At 64.5% G+C, this 20,237-nt stretch carries 20 protein-coding genes and 1 tRNA gene; 11 read left to right on the top strand and 10 right to left on the bottom strand.

The window, feature by feature from the left end; translation table 11 throughout:
- Positions 1 to 117: 117 nt before the first annotated feature.
- Complete coding sequence (locus tag G3574_RS08910) at positions 118 to 987, top strand: hypothetical protein (protein ID WP_163962153.1); 870 nt, start codon at positions 118 to 120, stop codon at positions 985 to 987.
- Positions 988 to 1,252: 265 nt separating this feature from the next.
- On the opposite strand, the gene G3574_RS08915 is transcribed toward G3574_RS08910, so the two are convergent.
- The 5 genes from G3574_RS08915 to G3574_RS08935 all read right to left on the bottom strand — a co-directional run bounded on the left by G3574_RS08915 (position 1,253) and on the right by G3574_RS08935 (position 5,747).
- Positions 1,253 to 1,804, bottom strand: a complete 552-nt coding sequence (locus G3574_RS08915; protein WP_163962155.1) for a hypothetical protein — start codon at positions 1,802 to 1,804, stop codon at positions 1,253 to 1,255.
- A 138-nt stretch (positions 1,805 to 1,942) separates the two neighbouring features.
- Positions 1,943 to 3,136 carry an aminotransferase-like domain-containing protein gene (locus tag G3574_RS08920; RefSeq protein ID WP_163962157.1) on the bottom strand — a complete coding sequence of 398 codons (1,194 nt, stop codon included), beginning with the start codon at positions 3,134 to 3,136 and terminating at the stop codon, positions 1,943 to 1,945.
- Positions 3,137 to 3,328: 192 nt separating this feature from the next.
- A complete protein-coding gene (locus G3574_RS08925; RefSeq protein WP_163962159.1) occupies positions 3,329 to 3,787 on the bottom strand; it encodes a RidA family protein in 459 nt (152 codons plus the stop codon).
- A gap of 83 nt (positions 3,788 to 3,870) precedes the next feature.
- Positions 3,871 to 4,752 (bottom strand): DMT family transporter, encoded by an 882-nt coding sequence (locus tag G3574_RS08930; RefSeq protein ID WP_235953220.1) that lies wholly within the window; start codon positions 4,750 to 4,752, stop codon positions 3,871 to 3,873.
- Positions 4,749 to 5,747 carry a threonine dehydratase gene (locus G3574_RS08935; RefSeq protein ID WP_163962161.1) on the bottom strand — a complete coding sequence of 333 codons (999 nt, stop codon included), beginning with the start codon at positions 5,745 to 5,747 and terminating at the stop codon, positions 4,749 to 4,751. The genes G3574_RS08930 and G3574_RS08935 overlap by 4 nt, the downstream gene beginning before the upstream one ends.
- Positions 5,748 to 5,846: 99 nt before the next feature.
- On the opposite strand from G3574_RS08935, the gene G3574_RS08940 reads away from it, so the two are divergent.
- Both G3574_RS08940 and htpG read left to right on the top strand, forming a co-directional pair.
- Positions 5,847 to 7,343, top strand: a complete 1,497-nt coding sequence (locus G3574_RS08940; protein WP_163962163.1) for an aminotransferase-like domain-containing protein — start codon at positions 5,847 to 5,849, stop codon at positions 7,341 to 7,343.
- 111 nt (positions 7,344 to 7,454) lie between these two features.
- Positions 7,455 to 9,362, top strand: a complete 1,908-nt coding sequence (gene htpG / locus G3574_RS08945; RefSeq protein WP_163962165.1) for a molecular chaperone HtpG — start codon at positions 7,455 to 7,457, stop codon at positions 9,360 to 9,362.
- Between the two features lie 142 nt (positions 9,363 to 9,504).
- On the opposite strand, the gene G3574_RS08950 is transcribed toward htpG, so the two are convergent.
- Both G3574_RS08950 and G3574_RS08955 read right to left on the bottom strand, forming a co-directional pair.
- Positions 9,505 to 9,984: an acyl-CoA thioesterase gene (locus tag G3574_RS08950; RefSeq protein WP_163962168.1), complete on the bottom strand. Its 480-nt coding sequence runs from the start codon at positions 9,982 to 9,984 to the stop codon at positions 9,505 to 9,507.
- Positions 9,985 to 10,007: 23 nt separating this feature from the next.
- Positions 10,008 to 10,442, bottom strand: coding sequence for a hotdog fold domain-containing protein (locus tag G3574_RS08955; protein WP_163962170.1), 435 nt, complete (start codon positions 10,440 to 10,442; stop codon positions 10,008 to 10,010).
- Positions 10,443 to 10,600: 158 nt separating this feature from the next.
- Here G3574_RS08955 and G3574_RS08960 point away from each other — a divergent pair, with 158 nt between their 5' ends.
- Positions 10,601 to 11,182 carry a TetR/AcrR family transcriptional regulator gene (locus tag G3574_RS08960; protein ID WP_163962172.1) on the top strand — a complete coding sequence of 194 codons (582 nt, stop codon included), beginning with the start codon at positions 10,601 to 10,603 and terminating at the stop codon, positions 11,180 to 11,182.
- Here G3574_RS08960 and G3574_RS08965 read toward each other — a convergent pair whose 3' ends face one another.
- Together G3574_RS08965 and G3574_RS08970 are read right to left on the bottom strand one after the other, a co-directional pair.
- Positions 11,183 to 12,184: a 2-dehydropantoate 2-reductase gene (locus tag G3574_RS08965; protein ID WP_163962174.1), complete on the bottom strand. Its 1,002-nt coding sequence runs from the start codon at positions 12,182 to 12,184 to the stop codon at positions 11,183 to 11,185. It lies immediately after the preceding gene.
- A gap of 7 nt (positions 12,185 to 12,191) precedes the next feature.
- Positions 12,192 to 12,635, bottom strand: a complete 444-nt coding sequence (locus tag G3574_RS08970) for an Mpo1 family 2-hydroxy fatty acid dioxygenase (protein ID WP_163962176.1) — start codon at positions 12,633 to 12,635, stop codon at positions 12,192 to 12,194.
- 110 nt (positions 12,636 to 12,745) lie between these two features.
- Between G3574_RS08970 and G3574_RS08975 the strand changes: the two genes are divergently transcribed.
- From G3574_RS08975 to G3574_RS08995, 5 genes are all read left to right on the top strand, one after another.
- Positions 12,746 to 13,303: a DNA-deoxyinosine glycosylase gene (locus G3574_RS08975; protein ID WP_163962178.1), complete on the top strand. Its 558-nt coding sequence runs from the start codon at positions 12,746 to 12,748 to the stop codon at positions 13,301 to 13,303.
- Between the two features lie 87 nt (positions 13,304 to 13,390).
- On the top strand, positions 13,391 to 14,194 hold the full coding sequence (locus tag G3574_RS08980; RefSeq protein WP_163962180.1) for a spermine/spermidine synthase domain-containing protein: 804 nt from the start codon (positions 13,391 to 13,393) through the stop codon (positions 14,192 to 14,194).
- 6 nt (positions 14,195 to 14,200) lie between these two features.
- Positions 14,201 to 15,997, top strand: coding sequence for a GspE/PulE family protein (locus G3574_RS08985; RefSeq protein WP_163962182.1), 1,797 nt, complete (start codon positions 14,201 to 14,203; stop codon positions 15,995 to 15,997).
- 42 nt (positions 15,998 to 16,039) lie between these two features.
- Entirely contained in the window at positions 16,040 to 17,527 is a 1,488-nt protein-coding gene (locus G3574_RS08990; protein ID WP_163962184.1) for an alpha/beta hydrolase family protein, read from the top strand.
- Positions 17,528 to 17,591: 64 nt separating this feature from the next.
- Positions 17,592 to 17,667: transfer RNA gene (locus G3574_RS08995), tRNA-Lys, on the top strand.
- Positions 17,668 to 17,821: 154 nt separating this feature from the next.
- On the opposite strand, the gene G3574_RS09000 is transcribed toward G3574_RS08995, so the two are convergent.
- Positions 17,822 to 18,478 (bottom strand): PEP-CTERM sorting domain-containing protein, encoded by a 657-nt coding sequence (locus G3574_RS09000; protein ID WP_163962186.1) that lies wholly within the window; start codon positions 18,476 to 18,478, stop codon positions 17,822 to 17,824.
- Between the two features lie 401 nt (positions 18,479 to 18,879).
- Here G3574_RS09000 and G3574_RS09005 point away from each other — a divergent pair, with 401 nt between their 5' ends.
- A complete protein-coding gene (locus G3574_RS09005; RefSeq protein ID WP_163962230.1) occupies positions 18,880 to 19,701 on the top strand; it encodes a substrate-binding domain-containing protein in 822 nt (273 codons plus the stop codon).
- A 67-nt stretch (positions 19,702 to 19,768) separates the two neighbouring features.
- A complete protein-coding gene (locus G3574_RS09010) occupies positions 19,769 to 20,197 on the top strand; it encodes a GFA family protein (protein ID WP_163962188.1) in 429 nt (142 codons plus the stop codon).
- The last annotated feature ends 40 nt before the right edge of the window (positions 20,198 to 20,237 follow it).

The raw sequence follows: 20,237 nt of genomic DNA on the forward strand, positions 1-20,237 counted from the left end.
GGCTTCAATCAGCTTGCGTTAGGGTTCTTAATTTGTCGTTTCATCGGCGCACGGTCCGTCTACACTCCCCGGCCTTTCCCTCCATCGACATCGCGCTCCATCCGGAGCCACACCGCCATGCTGAAGAACCTTGCGCCGCAAGCCATCCGCTCCAATTGCATCAATGACGCGAACGCCAACGGGTCCGCCGCCACGCCCGATGCACGCGGGAATTTCCGAATCGGCGGCCCCGGACTGTCACCTACCCCGCAGCAGCGGCGCGGACGAAACGAGGTTCGCATCCACCTTCATGACAAGAGCAGGCGCATTGCCCTCCCCTTGCCTGGAAAGCCTGCGGTCCCGAGTGCGCCGTGCAAACCTGCGGACACGGACACGATGCCGATCTTTCACGCTGAGGCCCGGAAGGAGATGAAGGACGCCCTCATGCAAGACCAGCTCGAGCGTTTCCATGCCACTTGCCTGCAAACCGGGGTTACCTCTTCCATGCTCAAGCGCAAGGCGGTCCCGGGCTTGGACAATGCGAGCAAGCCGGAATTGAAGCTCATGCTCGGCAAGCTCTTCGACCGGCATTTCCATAGGACTGACACGGAAGGCGAACTGGCGGAGGCGAAGCTGCGTTTCGAGCAGGAAGCGCAGTGGCAGTTCCGGCCCTTCCTGGTCGCGCTGGTGCGCCTGAACCTGAAAGCGATATTGCGGGGCAAGGTGGCGCGTGCGCTGGGCGTGAAGTCAAGCATCGTGGGGAAGGATGGCGAAAAGTTGCCCTGTTTGTTGGGGCTGAAGCCCGACCTCCTGCTGGACAATCCGGCATGGGAGTCCAGGTATAGCGATTTGAAACAGGCAGAGGAAAGGATCGACGGGCGGATCGAGAGCATCAATCGTTGTCTAGATGTGTACCTGGAGTCTGATCGTGATCTGGTGAAGGAGCTGCCCCGGATGCTGGGGAAAGAGGCGGACTGGATACGGCGTGATCCGTTTGGAGGGTGGTGAAGGAAGGATCTGTTATGCCGGTTCTCATGCCGATGCCCTCGGCGGCATCATGCGGTCAGGGGTTGGAGTCGAACGCTTGCGGTTGTACCTCTGAAATGGGATTCCCGCCTGCGCGGGAATGACAGGTAGTCGGTGCGGTGATGGAACGAGATATGTGCGGTCGCCCATCCCTTGTCATTCCCGCGCAGGCGGTAATCCCATTTCTGCCGCTTGGTGCAATGGTTTGCGCGGTACGTATTGACCTTCCAATACCAGACGCAACACGTCAATGAAGATAGGATCGGGGCAAAAACAGGTTTTCCATGTTGCTCTTCAAGTGCGAAGCAAGCCCATTGCTGATGACCTTCGCGTCGCAAAGCTTGTCGGCAAGGGATGAGTACGCTCGCGTCATCGCCGGACCCAGCATTTTATCCGCACGCGCTTTTTCAAACAGTGCGCCGCGGTCGGCATGCCCCGAGGGCGGCAACATTGCCTGCATCAATCTTTCACCATCAGGTTCATTGCGCGGATCCTTCAGTTCATTGAAGACCTGCATGGCAATGCCATCGAAATCGGCTGGCGATGCTTTGAGAAATCGGGCGACGACGGATTCCTGGCTTCCGGAACCGGCCAAGTTTTGCTTGAAGATGGGTGCCGTGCCGTTAGCTTGGGCGGTGCGCGCCATGCGGTCCGGAACGTCTCTTGAACCGGCACCGAAGATGCCTTCGTTCATGGAATGCTTGACGGCGGAAGACTCGCCGCCTCCGCCGTCCGGTGTATCTACGGCAGGCGTCAAGCCAACCGCAACGGTCGTGCTTTGGGAAATCGGGTTGGTCATGGCGGGTCGTCCAGCAAAGTCAGATCAAGAACGGCGCATCCGCACCGGCGCTGACAATGTACCCAGGCGTCTTACCCCACCCCATGAAAATTAGCCGGGACTAATCTTCCGTCCCGGCTCGGCTCGTTCCCCGCCTGCTTACAGCTTCGACGCGATCAGCTTGCCCAGCTTCGCGACGCCTTCGCGGATCTTCTCCGGCGGCACGGTGACGAAGGACAGCCGCAACGTGTTGTGCTCAGCCTCATTCGCATAGAACGGCGCGCCCGGGACGAAGGCGACGAGGTCGGCGATGGCTTCGTCCAGCAGCTTCATGCTGTCGATGTGCTTCGGCAAGGTCAGCCAGAGGAACATGCCGCCAGCCGGCTTGGTCCAGGTGACGCCGGCGGGGAAGAACTCTTCCAGGGCGTCGAGCATGGCCTGGCACTGGTCGGAATACAGCTTGCGGATGGTGGGAATGTGCTGGTCGAGAAAGCCATCCTTGATGACCTCGTGCACCACCATCTGCGTGAGCTGCGCGGTGTGCAGGTCGGCGGCTTGCTTGGCCTGTTCCAGCTTGCGGATCAGCGGCACCGGGGCGACCACGTAGCCGAGGCGGATGCCCGGGGTGAGGACCTTGGAGAACGAGCCCATGTAGATCACGCCCTGCGGATTCATGTTCAGCATGCGGGGCAGCGGCTCGCCGCGGTAGCTCAGCGCGCCGTAGGGATCGTCCTCGATCAGCGGCAGGCCGAGGCGGGCGCAGGCCTCGACCAGGGCAAGGCGTCGCTCGAGCGGCAGGGTGCGGCCGGTCGGGTTCTGGAAGTTGGGCAGCGAGTACAGCATGCGCGCGCCCTGGCCGATGGCGGCCACCTGGTCGGGCAGCAGGCCATGCTCGTCTCCGGGCACGGATACGAATTCGGGGCGGTAGACGGAGAAGGCCTGCAGGGCGCCGAGATAGCTGGGCGTCTCGACCAGCACCTTGCTGCCTTCGTCGACCAGTACCTTGGCCAGCAGGTCCAGGCCCTGCTGCGAACCGGACACCATCAGCACCTGCTCGGGCAGGATCTTCGCGTCGGCGGTGGAGAGCGATTGGGCGATCCACTCGCGCAGGGGACCGTAGCCGTCGGTCGGGCCGTACTGGAGAGCGACCTTGCCTTGCTGCGACAGCACCTTGTCGAAGGCGGCCTGCATGCGTTCCACCGGGAAGGTGGCGGGGGAAGGCAGTCCGCCGGCGAAGGAAATGACTTCCGGGCGTACCGTGACCTTCAGGATTTCACGGATGACTGAGCTCTGCAGCTGTTGTGCGCGTTGCGAAAACTGCCATTGCATCGGGGTGGGGTGTTCCATTTTCATGCTTGTCTCTCTCTCAAAATCGCGGGAGGCCATGCCGTTCTGCCCGCATGCTTGCCCTGCCCGCTCGTGGCGGGCCCTGGCGGCGCGCGCCGGGTGGGCGTGCGCCGTGCGTGTCGACGCTGCCCTGCATTATCGCCCATCGCCGCCGGCGCAGAAAGCGGCTTCGGCATGATCGGATGGGCGCATGGCCGTTCAGGCAAGCTCGGCGATCAGTTCGATTTCCACGCAGGCGCCGAGCGGGATCTGGGCGACGCCGAAGGCGGAACGGGCATGCTTGCCCTGCTCGCCGAAGACTTCGCCGATCAGCTCGGACGCGCCGTTGGTCACCAGGTGCTGCTCGGTGAACTCGCTCGTCGAATTCACCAGGCTCATCACCTTGACGATGCGGCGCACGCGGTTGAGGTCCCCGCCGCAGGCCGCCTGCAGGGTAGCGATCAGGTCGATGGCGACGGCGCGCGCGGCCTGCTTGCCTTCGTCGGTGTTCATGGTCTTGCCGAGCTGGCCGACCCAGGGCTTGCCGTCCTTCTTGGCGATGTGGCCGGACAGGTAGACGGTATTGCCGCTCTGCGCATACATGACGTAGGCGGCGGCGGGCGCGGAGACGGCGGGCAGTTCGATGTTCAGCGATTTCAGTTTGTCGTAAACGGACACGGGTGACTCCGAAAAGAGGGGTTGACCGGCAAGGCGGAATTGGTGGCTGGATGGCTCCATGCCCAAAACCGTCGATTGTACCTTCAGCGCCTGACCGACATGCGCCTGCCGACGGCAACGACGGCGATGACGGCAAGGGCGAACAGCAACTGGACCGCGTCGAGGTGCTCGCCCAGGATCACGGCCGCGCCCGCAAGGGTGAGGAAGGGCTGGATCAGCTGCACCTGCCCGACCCGGGCGATGCCGCCGAGCGCCAAGCCTTTATACCAAAAGAAGAACCCAATAAACATCGAAAATACGGACACATAGCCGAATCCTATCCAGGCCCGCGGCGACGCCTCGACCCCATGCCGCCAGCACAGCCAGGCGGTGACGGGCAGCAATACCGGCGCGGACAGCACCAGCGCCCAGGAAATCACCTGCTGCCCGCCCATAGTCTGGGACAGGCGCGCGCCTTCCGCGTAGCCCATGGCCGCCAGCACCACGGCGGCGAACAGGGCCAGGTCGGCGGACTGCAGGCCGCCGGCGCCCTGCCAGACGGCAAATCCGACCACGATGCCGCTGCCGAACAGCGCGGCGATCCAGAAGCCGAGGGAGGGACGCTCGCCGAAGCGCAGCGCGCCGAACATCGCGGTCGCCAGCGGCAGGATGCCGAGCACGACCGCGCCGTGCGAGGCGGGCACGTGGCGCATCGCGATGGAAGAAAACACCGGGAAGCCGACCACCACGCCGAGCGCGGTCACCGCCAGCGCGCGCCACTGGCGGGCCGTGGGCCGCGGCGCATCCAGGTACCACAACAGGATGGCGGAACCGACCGCCGCCACCACCGCCCGCCCGAGCGCCACCAGCACCGGGTCGAGCTCGGCCACGGCCATGCGCGTGAACGGCAGGGTCAGGCTGAAGATGGCGACGCCGGCGGCGCCCAGCCACATACCCTTGCTTTCCTGGCTCATCGTCGCGCTCATGTCAGGCACTCCTCTCGTTGCTGCAGGACCTCTGCGAACTGGTCGTGGTCGACGTTGCCGCCGCCCAGCGGCAGGCCGATGCGCTTGCCCTGCAGGCGGTGCCGCTGCTGCATGGCGGCGGCCAGCGGCGCCGCGCCCGCGCCCTCCGCGACGTTGTGGGTGGACAGGTAATACAGGCGCATCGCCGCAGCCACCTCGTCATCGGTCACCGACACGACGTCGTCCACGTAGCGCAGGATCAGGTCGAGCGAAGCCTGGTCGGGCACGCGGCAGGCCATGCCGTCGGCGAGCTTCGTGCTGACCGGCGATTCCAGTTTCGCGCGGCATTCGAACGAGAGCTTGTAGGCCAGCGCATGCGCCGACACCACGCCGACGATGCGTGTCTTCAGGCCGAGCGCCTCGCGCGCCACGATCGCGCCGGCGATGCCCGAGCCCTGGCCGATGGCCACGAACACGGTATCGAGGTCAGGCCGGGCGCTGAACAATTCCATCCAGTAGCTGGCCACGCCATTAACCAGGTCGGCATGGAAGGAAGGGATCATGTGCAGGCGCCGGGTTTCGGCGAGGTGGATGGCATGCTCGCGGCTTTCCTGGAATTCGTCGCCATGCTCGATGAGGTCGACGCCGAGCGCGCGCATCGCCGCGTTCTTTTCCTTGCTGTTCCCGCGCGGCACGACGATGGTGGCGCGGATGCCGTGCCGCCGCGCTGCGAAGCCGACGGACTGGCCGTGGTTGCCGCGCGTTGCGGAAATCACCCCGGCGACCTGCGGCGCGCGCCGTGACAGGGCATGCAGGTAAACCAGTCCGCCGCGTACCTTGAAAGCGCCGGTGGGCGTGTGGTTTTCATGCTTGACCCAGGCCTCGGCGCCAAGCGCCTCGCTGAGCAGCGGCCAGGCGTACTGGGGCGTGGGCGGCATGGCCGCGTACACGATGCGGGCGGCGTCTTCGAGCTGGTCGCGGCTGGGGAGCGAGCGGGAGGAAAGCGTATCGTGCATGATGGTTGCCCTTCGTTGGTGGTTCGACTATCCTAATCGAAGCAACCAGTACAGTACCAATACACTTTGGCAAATAATCCTGAACACTGTCACGGCAACATGACCAATACACCCCGAGCCAATGACAATGGCAACGCCCGCCGCCCCGCCGCGGAACTCAGCATCGCCGCGCCGCAAACCCTTACGCGGGAAGGCGGCGATTCCCTCGTGGACCAGATCGTGCGCTCGATCGAGGCGCGCATCGACGACAAGCTCCTGCGCAGCGGCGCGCGCATGCCGTCGATCCGCCAGTTCGCCGACCTGCATGGCGTATCGCGCTTCACCGTGGTGGAAGCCTACGACAGGCTGGTGGCGAAGGGTTACCTCGATTCCCGGCGCGGCTCCGGCTTCTACGTGCGGGAGCGCGCGCCGCTGGCGGCGCCGGTCGCGGCGCGGGCGGTCGACGCGGCTCCGGCCCAGCTCGACGTGGTCTGGCTGGTGCGCAACATGTTCCGCCAGCAATTGCCTCCGGGTCGCACGCCGGGGTCGGGCCTCCTGCCGGGCGACTGGCTGGACGGCGAACTGATCGCCAACGGCCTGCGCGCGATCAGCCGGCAGAACCAGAGCCAGCTGCTGCAGTACGGCAATCCCCAGGGCTTCCTGCCGCTGCGCCAGCAGCTCCAGCTCAAGCTGGCGGAACTCGAGATTGCCGCCACGCCCGAACAGATCGTCACCACCTCGGGCATCACCCAGGCGCTGGACATCGTGGCGCGCCACTTCACCCAGCCGGGCGACACCATCTTCGTCGACGACCCGGCATGGTTCCTGATGTTCGGGTCCTTCGCCACGATGGGCACCAAGGTGGTCGGCATCCCGCGCCTGCCCGACGGCCCGGACATCGCGCGGCTGGCGGAGCTGGCGGCGATCCACAAGCCGCGCCTCTACGTGCTGAATTCGGTGCTGCACAACCCGACCTCCACCTCGCTGTCGGCGGCCAAGGCCTTCCAGGTGCTCAAGATCGCCGAGCAGCACGACATCACCATCGTCGAGGACGACATCTACTGCGACCTGCATCCCGGCCCGCAGGTGCAGCCCGCCACCCGTATCGCGGCGCTTGACCAGCTCAACCGGGTAATCTACCTCGGCGGCTTTTCCAAGACCCTGGCGGCCAACCTGCGGGTCGGCTTCATCGCGACGTCGCCCGAAATGGCCAAGCGCCTGTCCGACCGCAAGATGCTGTCCACGCTGACCACCTCCGACATCGGGGAACGCATCGTCTACAAGATCCTGTCCGAGGGACATTACCGCAAGCACGTCGACCGGCTGCGCGGCAAGCTCGACGGCGTGCGCGACAAGACCTTCAAGCAGCTAGAGCGCATCGGCATGCGCATCGACATCGCCGCGCCGGCCGGCCTGTTCGTCTGGGCCGACGCCGGCTGCGACACCACGCTGCTGGCGGAAAGGGCGCTGGAGGAACACATCCTGCTCGCGCCGGGGGCGCTGTTCTCGCCGAGCCAGCTTCCCTCCACCCGGATGCGGATCAACGTCGCCTCGATGTCCGACATGGCGGTGCTGCGCTTCTTCGAACGCGAGATCGGGCGGCTGCAGGGCAAGTAAAATTTCCGGCTATGCGCCCTTGAAATCCGGCCAGGCGTCCCCAAGTTCCCGCCGATGCGAGGGAAGCGGTTCCGCTTCCCTCCTCCCTTTCCACCGACAATTGAGGAAAAAATGGCTGTCATCGAAAAAGAAACCTTGGGATTCCAGGCGGAAGTCAAGCAACTGCTGCACCTGATGATTCACTCCTTGTATTCGAACAAGGAAATTTTCCTGCGCGAACTCATTTCCAATGCGTCGGATGCCGCCGACAAGCTGCGCTTCGAGGCCATCAACAACGGCGCCCTGTTCGAGAACGACCCCGACCTGAAGATCACGGTCACCTTCGACAAGGACGCCCGCACCATCACCATTTCCGACAACGGCATCGGCATGAGCCGCGACGAAGCCATCGCCCACCTCGGCACCATCGCCAAGTCGGGCACCAAGGAATTCTTCTCGCGCCTGTCCGGCGACCAGCAGAAGGACGCGGCCCTCATCGGCCAGTTCGGCGTGGGCTTCTACTCCGGCTTCATCGTCGCCGATGAAATCACCGTCGAGACCCGCCGCGCCGGCCTGCCGGCCGACCAGGGCGTGCGCTGGGAATCCGGCGGCCAGGGCGACTTCACCGTCGAGAACATCGACAAGCCCGCGCGCGGCACCGACATCACCCTGCATCTGCGCGAAGGCGAGGAAGATTTCCTCTCCTCCTGGCGCCTGAAGTCCATCATCCGCAAGTATTCCGACCATATCTCGCTGCCCATCCTGATGCAGAAGGAAGAATGGGATGCCGAGAAAAAGGAAAACGTCATCCAGGACGAACTGGAAACGGTGAACCAGGCCAGCGCGCTCTGGACCCGCAGCAAATCCGACATCACCCCCGAGCAGTACGTCGAGTTCTACAAGCACGTCTCGCACGACTTCGAGGCGCCGCTGGCCTACACCCACAACCGCGTGGAAGGCCGCAGCGAATATACCCAGCTGCTCTACGTGCCGGCGCGCGCGCCCTTCGACCTCTGGGACCGCAACAAGCGCGGCGGCATCAGGCTTTACGTCAAGCGCGTCTTCATCATGGACGACGCCGAGCAGCTCATGCCGGTCTACCTGCGCTTCGTGAAAGGCGTGATCGATTCCGCCGACCTGCCGCTCAACGTCTCGCGCGAGATCCTGCAGGAATCGCGCGACGTGCGCGTGATCCGCGAAGGCTCGACCAAGCGCGTGCTCGGCCTGCTCGAGGAACTCGCCAACGGCGACGAGCAGGAACAGAAGGACAAGTACGCGACGTTCTGGAAGGAATTCGGCCAGGTGCTGAAGGAAGGCATCGGCGAGGACCAGGGCAATAAGGAGCGCATCGCCAAGCTGCTGCGCTTCGCCTCCACGCATAACGACAGCGATGCGCAGACCGTCTCCTTCACCGACTACATCGGCCGCATGAAGGAAGGCCAAGACAAGATCTACTACGTCGCCGCCGACAACACCACCGCGGCGAGGAACAGCCCGCACCTGGAAATCTTCCGCAAGAAGGGCGTGGAAGTGCTGCTGATGACGGACCGCGTCGACGAATGGATGCTGTCCTTCCTGCACGACGTGGACGGCAAGGAACTCGTGTCCGTGGCCAAGGGCGACCTCGACCTAGGCAAGATGGAAGACGAAACCGAGAAGAAGAAGCACGAGGAAACCGAGACCCAGTACAAGGATCTCGTCGAGAAGATGAAGACGGCGCTTTCCGACAAGGCCAAGGACGTGCGCATCACCTTCCGCCTCACCGAGTCGCCGGCCTGCCTCGTGGCGGACGAGCATGAACTGTCATCGAACTTGCTGCGCATGCTGAAGGCCGCCGGTCAGAACGCGCCGGATTCCAAGCCGATCCTGGAGATCAATCCGGATCACCCGCTGGTGCAGCGTTTGAAGTATGAAGATGCCAGGTTCGGCGACTGGGCGCACATTCTCTTCGACCAGGCGACGCTGGCGGAGGGAGGGAATCTCGTGGATCCGGCTTCGTTCGTGAAGCGCTTGAATGAGATGTTGCTGGCGGCGAAGTGATCTGACTCCGCTTGCCATTCCCGCAGCCATCCCGTCATCCCCGCGAAGGCGGGGATCCCATTCCGCGTTTTTCCGGACAACCGAAATGGGATTCCCGCCTTCGCGGGAATGACAAGTATTGGGCGACCGCGCCCGGATATCTTCACACCCCCGCAACCACCCCGCCCCGGCTCCGCTCCACCTCCGCGAGCACCTCCCCCGGCGCCACCACGCCACCCTTCCCCCGCACCACCCCCTTCGACGTCCCGACCGCAACCAGCCGGTCCCCCGCCATGAAGGTATGGGTCATGTAGAAGAACTTCTCATCCCAATGCGTCAGCGTCAGCGAGACATGAAAGCGCTCGAACAGCTTGAGCGGCTTCTTGTACGTCATGGTGTGGTCGGCGATGATCGGCATCCAGCCTTTCTTCACCATGACCTTCGCCAGTCCGGTGCGGATGAAGAGATCGACACGGTTCAGGTCGCAGATCGTCAGGTAGCGGCCGTTGTTCATGTGCATGTTGATGTCGAGGTCGTTCGGCAGCGTCAGCAGCCGCAGCCGGCTCTCGGTCTTGCCGATGGGCAGGCGCTCACGGAAGAGCGACAGCAGGTACACGTAGATCATGCGGAAGAGCAGGCTCATGTCGGACTCCGTTCGGTGCTTGGTCAGCGCAGGTTCATCGTGATGCGCGCGGTGAAGACATGCTTGCCTTCGGTGTCGTAGGCGTCCACCGGCACCTCGACGTTGCCCGTGCCGTCCCAGGCGACCGACTCGCCATTGGCCACCACGCGCATGTCGGTCTTGGCCTTGGCGAGGTATTGCACCGTCATGCCCACCGGGATCCATTGCCGGCCCTCGGGAATCGAGACCGTGGTCATCGTTCCGGCGGCGAGTTCGGCGGCGTTGCACAGGGCGATCGCATGCACCGTGCCGATGTGGTTGTGGACTTCGCGGCGGTTCGGAAAGCTCACCTCGGCGTAGCCCGGCCGCAATTCCCGGAAGGTCGGGGCGATGGTCGAGAAGTAAGGCGCGAAGCTGCCGACAGCCTTGCTGAAGGCCTCGTTGCCCATGGATTGGTACAGCGCGAGCGTCTGGTTCATGTCCTTGGTCCTTGCTTGGATAATGATGAAATGGAGGAGGCACTTTGCCTGGCGACCCGGCTTGCGCTAACGTGTCGACCAGTGCAGTAAAGGCACTAGAATATTATTCTAGAATATCATTCTAGTCAAACGCGTCGAACGACTTGAAGGCAACGACCTTGGAAAAGAAAAGCAGAAAGCAGGAAATCCTGGATGCCGCCCTCGCCTGTTTCACCGAGAACGGCATCGAGGCCACCACCATCGACATGATCCGCGAGCGCTCCGGGGCGAGCGTGGGCAGCCTCTATCATCACTTCGGCAGCAAGGATGCCATCGCCGCCGCGGTCTACATCGCCGCGCTGGATGAGCATGGCGACCTGCAGCGCCGGCACCTTTCCGGCGTCGGCAGCGCGGAAGACGCGGTGAAGGCGCTGGTGCATGCCTACGTCGACTGGATCGCGGCGAACCCCGACAAGGCACGCTTCGTCCTCTACAGCCGCGGCGTGGTCTCGCGGGGAGAGAGCGCCGCCGACCTGGCGGCGCACTCGAAGGCGCGCGTCAGCGAGATCAAGGCCTGGTTCAGGAAGTACATCGAGGAAGGCAGCGTGCGCGACTGGCCGCTGGAATGCTATGGCTCGCTGATCACCGGGCCGGCGCATGACTACGCCCGCCTCTGGCTCTCCGGGCGGGCGAAGACGGACATCAAGGCCTACCGCGAGATCTTCGCCGATGCGGCCTGGAACGCGGTGCGGAGCGCCTGACTACTTGCTCGCGGTCAGCGCCCGGTACAGCGCCTGCGGGCTCATGCCGGCCGGGCGGCCCTTCTCCACCGCATGGATCAGTTCCACCATCCGCTGGTTGGCATCGGCCCGCGCGCCGTTAGCACGCGCCAACGCGACCACCGCGCCATTGAGGTAGTCCACCTCCGTCTTGCGGCCCGCCTGCAGGTCTTCCCACATCGACGAGCGCGCTTCCGGATCGATGCGCAGGCTCTTGGCGGCGACGCGGCGGAACAGGAAGTCCGGCAGGCGCATCAGCATCGGCAGGCGCCGCGGCGCCACCGGGGTGATCCTTGCGGGGACGATGCCCGCCGCCCGCATCGCGCCGAGCGCCTCGTCCATCAGCAAGGCCAGGCAGCGCCGGTAGCCACGCTGCGACAACTCCGCCTTGAGCGGGATGCCTGCTAGCGCATTGACCGGGTTGTTCAGGTTGATGAGCAGCTTACCCCATTGCACCGACAGGAAATCGGCGCGCTCCACGAGCGGCAGGTGCGCCGCCTGGAACGATGCCTGCCACGGCGCGAGCCGCGGCGAGGCCTCGACCATCAACTCGCCGCCGGTGCCGCGATGGAAACGATTGCCCGGCAACTGCACCACGTTGAAGGGCACCATGCCGCCGAGCACCACCATCCCGGGCAGGCGTTCGCGCAGGGCCTCGACGTTGCCGACGCCGTTCTGCAGGCTGAGCACGAGGGCATTCTGCCGGGCATGCCTGCGGATGGCGTCGGCTGCCGCCGGTGTGTCGGCGCTCTTGACGGTCACGAGGATGAGGTCGGCCTCGGCCAGCGTGGCGGGGTCCTCGACGATGCGGGCGCCCTCGATCTCCATGCTGCGGCCATGCAGGTCCGACAGGCGCAGGCCCTCCTGCGCAATCTTTTCCCGCAGGCGGGCCCGGCCGATCATGCGCACGTCCGCGCCGGCCGCATGCAGGGAAGCCCCGACGTACACGCCGATCGATCCGGCGCCGAAGATGACGATGCTCATCGCCGGATCAGTAGGCGATGCCGAGGCGGCGGTACAGGAAGCTCAGGCAGAACAGCGGCCCGATCAGCAGGAAGCGCAGGTCATCGAAGAACGAAGGCTTCTTTCCTTCGATCTTGTGGCCGATGAACTGGCCGATCCAGGCAACGATGAACACGCCTATCGACACCGCCAGGATCTGCTGCTGCGGCAGCGCCGACAGCAGCCACAGCATGGCGCCGGACATGGCCAGCATGCCGGCCGCGAACGGCAGCGACAGCATGCAGTAGTAGATCAGGCTTGCCACCGAAACGGCAACGGCGGCGAGGGGATGCAGCGCCCACAGCATGCCGAGGAAGGAAAACACGATCAGCGGAATGCAGATGAAATGGATGATCTCGTTTGCATGGTTGCGGTGGCTTTCCGCATAGATGCCGATGAGCGTGTCGATCTGGCGTTGGGTAGCGTGTTCCATGGCTGTCTCCAGGTGATGATGGGCTTGTTGGCAGCATGCCTGCCGCGCCCGGCCTTGTTTTTCTTACTATGCCACAAGAAGGCCATCGAGGGAGTGCCTACAATGGCATCATGGCCAAGTCATCGACCCCGTCCGCGTCCGCGCCCAGCCCGCTGGCCGGCTTTCCGCCGGTACTCGCGCCGGATACGCGCATCCTCATCCTCGGGAGCTTTCCCGGCGAGGCCTCGCTTGCGGCGCAACAATACTACGCCCACCCGCGCAACCAGTTCTGGCGCCTGCTGTCGGCCGTGCTGAACGATTCCATCGCCGCCCTGCCCTACACGCAGCGCCTGGAGCGGCTTGGGCATCATCGCATCGGCCTGTGGGACGTGCTGGCCGCCTGCGAGCGGGAAGGCAGCCTGGATGCGGACATCCGCAAGCCCCGGGCAAACAGCTTCGACCACCTCAAGCATGCCTGTCCGCAGCTGTTCCGGGTGTGCTTCAATGGCAAGACCTCCGGGCGCTTCGAGCTGGTGTTCCGGCAGGCCGGCTTCGACACCCTGGTATTGCCTTCTACCTCCCCGGCCAACGCCCAGTTGTCCTTCGAACAAAAGCTGGCCGAGTGGCGGCGGATCGTTGCCCCCGCGCCGCGCACCAACCCTCCGGCTGCGCAAGGGCAATTGTTGTAAAGCGGTATCGGGAACACGCTCCGCATTCGGTAGAATGATGCTTTGCCGTCATGCGGCGCAACCGCGCCGACTTTTTCATCGCCCGCCATGCTCATCAAACGCAAGTCCATCGAAGCGCAAGCGAACCGCAAGGAAGGCCCCGCCGCGAGGGCGCCGCGCAAGCCGAAATTCGCGCCGGTCACCCTGTCTGAACAGGATGGCGTGCGCTACCTGCATTTCGGCACCGAATGGGTCCAGGGCGCGATGCGCATCCGCAAGCCGGACTGGCCGGAGCTCGAATATGCCCAGCAGATGATGGCCTGGATGCTGTTCAACCTCGCGCCCGGCCACGTCGTGCAGCTCGGTCTGGGCACCGGCGCGCTGACCAAGTTCTGCTATCGGCAGTTTCCCGAGGCACGGGTCACGGCCGTCGAACTCAACCCGGCGGTGATCGCCATCTGCAACAGCATGTTCAAGCTGCCTGCGGAAGACGAGCGGCTTTCCATCCTCGAGATGGATGCCATGGATTTTGTCACCGACGCCACCCGGCACGACAGCGTCGACGCGCTGCAGGTGGATCTCTACGACGCCACCGCCCGCGGCCCGGTGCTGGACACGCCGGAGTTCTACCAGGCCTGCGCCGCTCTGCTGGCCGAGGACGGCATCATGACCGTCAACTTGTTCGGCGAGCATCCCAGCTACGCCAGGAACCTCAAGGCGATGCGCTTCGCCTTCGAACAGGTGCTGTGCCTGCCGCCGGTCCATGAAGGCAACGTCATCGCCATCGCCTTCAAGACGGCGCGCGACATCGATTTCCCCGCGCTCTACGAACGCGCCGCGCAGATCAAGGACAGCACCAAGCTGCCGGCCCGCTCCTGGGTCAATGGCCTCAAGGCCGCGCTTACCAGCTAGGACATCATGCAACAACAACGCACCGCCAAGCCGGCGCCGCGGGCCCTCGACCTGCACCAGATCTTCACTTGGCTGCATGCCGACGGCACGGTGGATCGTTCCGTCCTCAAGGGCGCCTACAACCAGGCCCAGGCGCTGTTGAAGAATGCGTCGATCGCCATGCATCCCCTGACCGCCGTCGCGCAGTGCAAGCTGCAGACCGCGGCCTCGCCGCACAAGATGCTCACGCTCGACTGGCTGACCGAATGGCTGGCGGCCAAGGCCGGCCTGCCGTTCTTCCGCATCGATCCGCTGAAGATCGACTTCAGCCGCGTCGCGGACGTGATGTCGGCCAGCTATGCGGCGCGCTTCAACATCCTGCCCGTCGAGCTGACCCAGAACGACGTGGTGATCGCCACCGCCGAGCCCTTCCTCACCGAATGGGAAGCGGAGATCGCCAAGATCACGCGGCGCGAGGTGCGGCTGGTCATTGCCAACCCGCTCGACATCGCCCAGTACACCGCGCAGTTCTTCACGCTCGCCAAGTCCATCAAGGGCGCGAACAAGTCCAGCGGCCAGGACGTCTCGCTGCGCAACAACTTCGAGCAGCTGGTGGAGCTCGGCAAGGGCGACCGGCAGCTCGACGCCAACGACCAGCACATCATCAACATCGTCGACTGGCTCTGGCAGTATGCCTTCGACCAGCGCGCCTCCGACATCCACCTCGAACCCAAGCGCGACCTCGGCGTGATCCGCTTCCGCATCGACGGCGTGCTGCACCAGGTGTACCAGGTGCCGGCGCTGGTGATGATCGCCATGACGGCGCGCATCAAGCTGCTCGGCCGCATGGACGTCATCGAGAAGCGCCGGCCGCAGGATGGCCGCATCAAGACCCGCACCGCGGGCGGACAGGAAATCGAGCTGCGCCTGTCCACCATGCCGACCGCTTTCGGCGAAAAGCTGGTGATGCGCATCTTCGACCCGGACGTGGTGGTCAAGACACTGCCCGAACTCGGCTTTCCGGAAGAGGACGCGCGCCGCTGGGATGCCCTGACCGCCAACCCGCACGGCATCATCCTCGTGACCGGCCCGACCGGCTCCGGCAAGACCACCACGCTCTACACCACGCTCAAGGCGCTGGCTACCTCCGAGGTCAACGTCTGCACGGTGGAAGACCCGATCGAGATGGTCGAGGCGTCGTTCAACCAGATGCAGGTCCAGCATGGCATCGACCTGTCGTTCGCCGACGGCGTGCGCGCCCTCATGCGGCAGGATCCGGACATCATCATGGTGGGCGAGATCCGCGACCTGGAAACCGCGGAGATGGCGATCCAGGCGGCGCTGACCGGCCACCTGGTGTTCTCCACCCTGCACACCAACGATTCTCCGTCGGCGGTGATGCGCCTGCTGGAACTCGGCGTCCCTTACTACCTGCTGGAGGCGACGCTCATCGGCATCATGGCCCAGCGCCTGGTGCGCACGCTTTGCCCCGACTGCAAGAAGCCGGATGGCACGGTGAGCGACGAAGTCTGGCAAAGCCTGGTCGACGGCTGGCAGTTGCCGAAGCCGGCCGCGGTGTACCGGCCGGTGGGCTGCCCCGAGTGCCGCCAGACAGGTTATCGTGGCCGCACCGGCCTCTATGAACTGCTGACGGTGACCAGCGCCTTTTCGCACCGGATCAAGGAGCAGGCCGACGTGCACGCCCTGACGCAGCAGAGCGTCGCGGACGGCATGAAGCCCCTGCGTATCGCCGGCGCGATGAAGGTGGCGGAAGGCATGACCACGGTGGACGAGGTGCTCAAGGTCACCGCGTCGCCGCACTGACACGACACAAGCACAAGATAAAACAATCAAGGAGGAGACCTCATGCGATCGCAGGAAAAACCTGTCGCGCAATTGAATGGCACACGATCCGGCAAGCTGCCGTCCGCGCTGTGCGCCCTGCTGGGCGCCGCGCTCCTCGGCGGCTGCCTCACCCCGCCGCCCGCCGTGATCGCCTTGCCCGTGCCCGAGGAGACGCGGCCGCAGGATGCCCGGACCTTCATCCCGAACGTTGCCGCCCTGCCCTTTGCCGCCCTGCCCGGCACCACGGCCGAGACCGACCGCTGGACCGGCGTGCTCGACGGCGCCGCCTATCGCATCGAGGTGCCGCGCAACTGGAACGGCATGCTCGTGATGTACACCCACGGCTATGCCGGCACAGGACCGAACCTGAACGTCTCGAACCCGGCGATACGCCGCCACCTGATCGAGAACGGCTATGCCTGGGCCGCATCGAGCTACTCGAAGAACTACTACGACGTGCGCGCCGGACTGGAAGACACCAACGCGCTGGCGCTCGCCTTCAACGGCATCGCTGCCGCCAACAACCGGCCGCTGCACGCGCCGCTCAAGCGCTACATCATGGGTCCGTCGATGGGCGGCCATATCGCCGCCGCCGCGGTCGAGCAGGAAACGCTGGCGACCGCCGTGCACAAGGTCCGCTACGACGGCGCTGTGCCGATGTGCGGCGTGCTCGGCGACACCGATCTCTACAATTACTTCGGTGCCTACCAGATGGCCGCGATGGAACTGGCCGGCATGCCGGCCACCAGCTACCCGGTTCCCGATTTCGCCGCGCTCCGGCAAAAGATCACCGACGCGCTCTGGACCGCCTATCCCTCCGCCACCACGCCGCGCGGCGATCGTCTCAAGGCCATCGTCATGAACCTGACCGGCGGGCAGCGCCCGATCTTCGAGGAAGGCTTCCGCGTGAAGCCGCTGCAGGACGCAGTCTGGACCGCCTTCGCCGGCGACGGGACGATCAACGGCGTCCTTACCCGGAACATCATCAACACCACCGGCATCGTGTATCGCTTTTCGAATGCCGGCGCGCCGAGCGAGGAAGACATCGCCTTCAACCGGGCCATCTACCGCATCGCCGGCACGCCCGAGGCCAACCGCCCGCGCAGCGACGGGATGCGCTGGGTGCCAAAGGTCCACGGCCAGTTCAATGTGCCGGTGGTGACCATGCATACCTTGGGAGACCTGTACGTGCCCTTCGGCATGGAGCAGCTCTACCGCCGCCGCGCGATGGAGCAAGGCAACGACAAGCTGCTTGTGCAGCGCGCGATCCGCGCCCCCGGCCATTGCGACTTCTCTGTGGCCGAGCAGGCGGCGGCATTCCAGGCCATGGCGGATTGGGAACAGAAGGGCATCAAGCCGGCCGGCGACGACGTGCTCACCCCCGCCGTGGTGGCCGACAAGAACTACGGCTGCAACTTCACCAACAATACCGCCGGGAAAGACGACTTGCCCGCCCTCGCGCCGACGCGTGCGTCCCTGCCGGCCTGCACAGGCGCGCAGAACAGGTGAGGCGACCGACGAATCAAATCGACTCGTCATTTCGAGATTTTGTTGCTATAATCTCGGGCTCGTTGGGTCGTTAGCTCAGCTGGTAGAGCAGCGGACTCTTAATCCGTTGGTCGTAGGTTCGATCCCTACACGGCCTACCAACATTCAAGCGGCTGCTAGTCATAGCAGCCGCTTTTCTTTTGGGTCGCATTTTTTGCGCCGCGTCCCTTGCGTCCCATCCGGCGCATCGCCTACTACCAAAAAACAAAAAGCCCGCGCGAGGCGGGCTTGCAGGAAACCGGCAGATGAGCCGGCTCAGGCGTTCGTCGCCTTTGCGCCGCGGCGCGATGCCGCGAACGCGAGCACGCCAAGGCCCAGCAGGGCGAGGGTGCCCGGCTCCGGGACGCGCACGCCGCCGGGGACGATGTTGGCGGTGAATTGCATGTCCGGGACGAACCAGTTGCTCCAGGTGTCGTTCAGGAGCAGCGGGTCGGTGCCGCCCGAATTCAGGAAACGGAAACCGCCGCCCAGGCCGCCATCCGACGAGGAACCGGCAAATCCCACGCCGCTGACGGGACCTGCCACGCCGGCCACGGTCAGGTAAGCGATGTAGGAACCCGCCGACAGCACCGCGTTGATGCCGTTGAAGGAAACCGTCTGCGCGCCGCCCGCATAGGAAGCGACCGGGCTGAGATAGAGCGCCGGCCCGACCGCGCGGGAACCGTTCCAGTTGGCGATCACCAGTTCGAGGTTGCCCGCGTTGCCGCTGGTCGCATAGAACGACCAGTCCAGCACGGTGCTGGCCACGCCCAGGTTGAAGGTTTGTCCGTAGCTGGTGGTATCCGGGCTGCCGAAGGACTGGATGGACGAAGCATCGTTCGAATTGGAATACACCGTCGCATTCGCCATGCCGCCGGTGAGTGCTAGTCCTGCCAGCACCAGCATGGCGGGCAGTTTTTTCATTGTCATCATGGATCTCTCCCTCTGTTCAAATATTGGATGTCGTGTCATCGCTGCATGCGTTCCCGCAACGGAAAGACCATGCCGCTTCGTCGCGCCGTTGAAGTTACTGGCGACACTTGAGCAAAAGTTGAGCCAGTTTCCATTTATTAGAAATATCAAGGACTTGTCATTAAGGTTTGGAGTAACTGGGCCAAAGGTGTAAAAACCGCCGACAAGCGACATTGGGATGGGCAAGTCATCCTGGCGGGCCAAGCCGGTCACGGAACCGCATCGGATTTAGATTTTCCAGGGTGCATGAGAACGATTGCCCGGCAGATGGATGGATCGCTTCGACGACGATGCGCCGTTGACGGCTTTGCGGTATAACGTCGGCTGGCCTGCCAATCAGCTCATCATTCCCAGACATGTCCATGCGCCGCCGCAACGTCCTTCGCGCCTGCCTGATCCTTCTCGCCGCCAGCCAGCTTCCATCGCCGGCGCAGGCGGAACAAATCATCCGGATGTCGACCACCTATACCACCGCGGACTCCGGACTGCTGGCCTACCTGCTGCCGATGTTCGAGAAAAGGACCGGCGCGGAAGTGAAGGTCGTCATTACCGGCACCGGCAAGGCGCTGGAATTGGCGAAGCATGGCGAGGTCGACGTGAGCCTGACCCATGCCCGGCCCGCGGAAGACAAGCTGGTGGCCGAGGGCTATGGCGTAAAGCGGCACGATGTGATGTACAACGACTTCATCCTAGTGGGTCCAGCCAATGATCCCGCCGGCATCAAGGGCGGCAAGGACGTGATCGCCGCGATGAAAAAGATCATCGCCGGCAAGGCGCGGTTCGTGTCCCGCGGAGATAACTCCGGCACCGACCTCATCGAAAAGGCGTACTGGAAACAGATCGGCGACCGGCCCCAGGCACCGGCCTACATCTCGGCGGGAGCGGGCATGGGCGAAGCGCTCACCATGGCCGCCGACAAGGAGGCCTATGCCTTGACCGACCGCGCCACCTTCGCCGCCTACAAGGCGAAGACGGGGCTGGTGGTCGCGGTGGAGGGCGACCCGAAGATGTTCAATCCCTACGGCATCATCGCCGTGAATCCGGCAAAATACCCTGGCGTCAACTACAAGGGCGCGACGCAGCTCATCGACTGGATCACGTCCGACGAAGGCCAGCGGGCGATCGCCGCTTTCCGAGTCGCGGGACAGCAGGTATTCTTCCCGTCCGCCAAGGTCGGACGCTAGAGCGATGGGCATCGGCTGCAGGCCATCCCGGCCGCACGCCATCAATGAATTGTCTACTGGAGAAAACATGAGCGAGCGAAATGGCCGCTGCCTGTGCGGCGCCGTGCATTACCGAATTTCCGCCGATCCCGTCGCGGTGCGGCTTTGCTGGTGCCGGGACTGCCAGCGCCTTGCGGCCAATGGCACCGTCAATGCGCTCGTGCCCACCGCGGCGCTCGACATCTCGGGAACGGTCGCCGACTTCACGAGCACCGCGGACAGTGGCAACCAGATCACCCGGCGCTTCTGCCCGTCCTGCGGCTCACACCTGTTCGCGAATTCATCGGCGCGTCCGCAGCTGACGGTGGTGAGGGTGGGGACGCTCGACGATCCGTCGTCGGTCAAGCCCGCGGTCAATATGTGGGCCGCCAGCGCGCCGGCATGGGCTTGCCTCGATACGTCGCTGGAACAGGTGGAACGGCAGCCCGTGGCGCCGCCGGCGAAGCCGGCCGGTTGAGCATCAGGGCAGCGCGGCACTCACAACGTGCCGTCATCCC

It is taken from the genome of Noviherbaspirillum galbum (assembly GCF_010974945.1).
GTDB classification, from domain to species: Bacteria; Pseudomonadota; Gammaproteobacteria; order Burkholderiales; family Burkholderiaceae_D; genus Noviherbaspirillum; species Noviherbaspirillum galbum.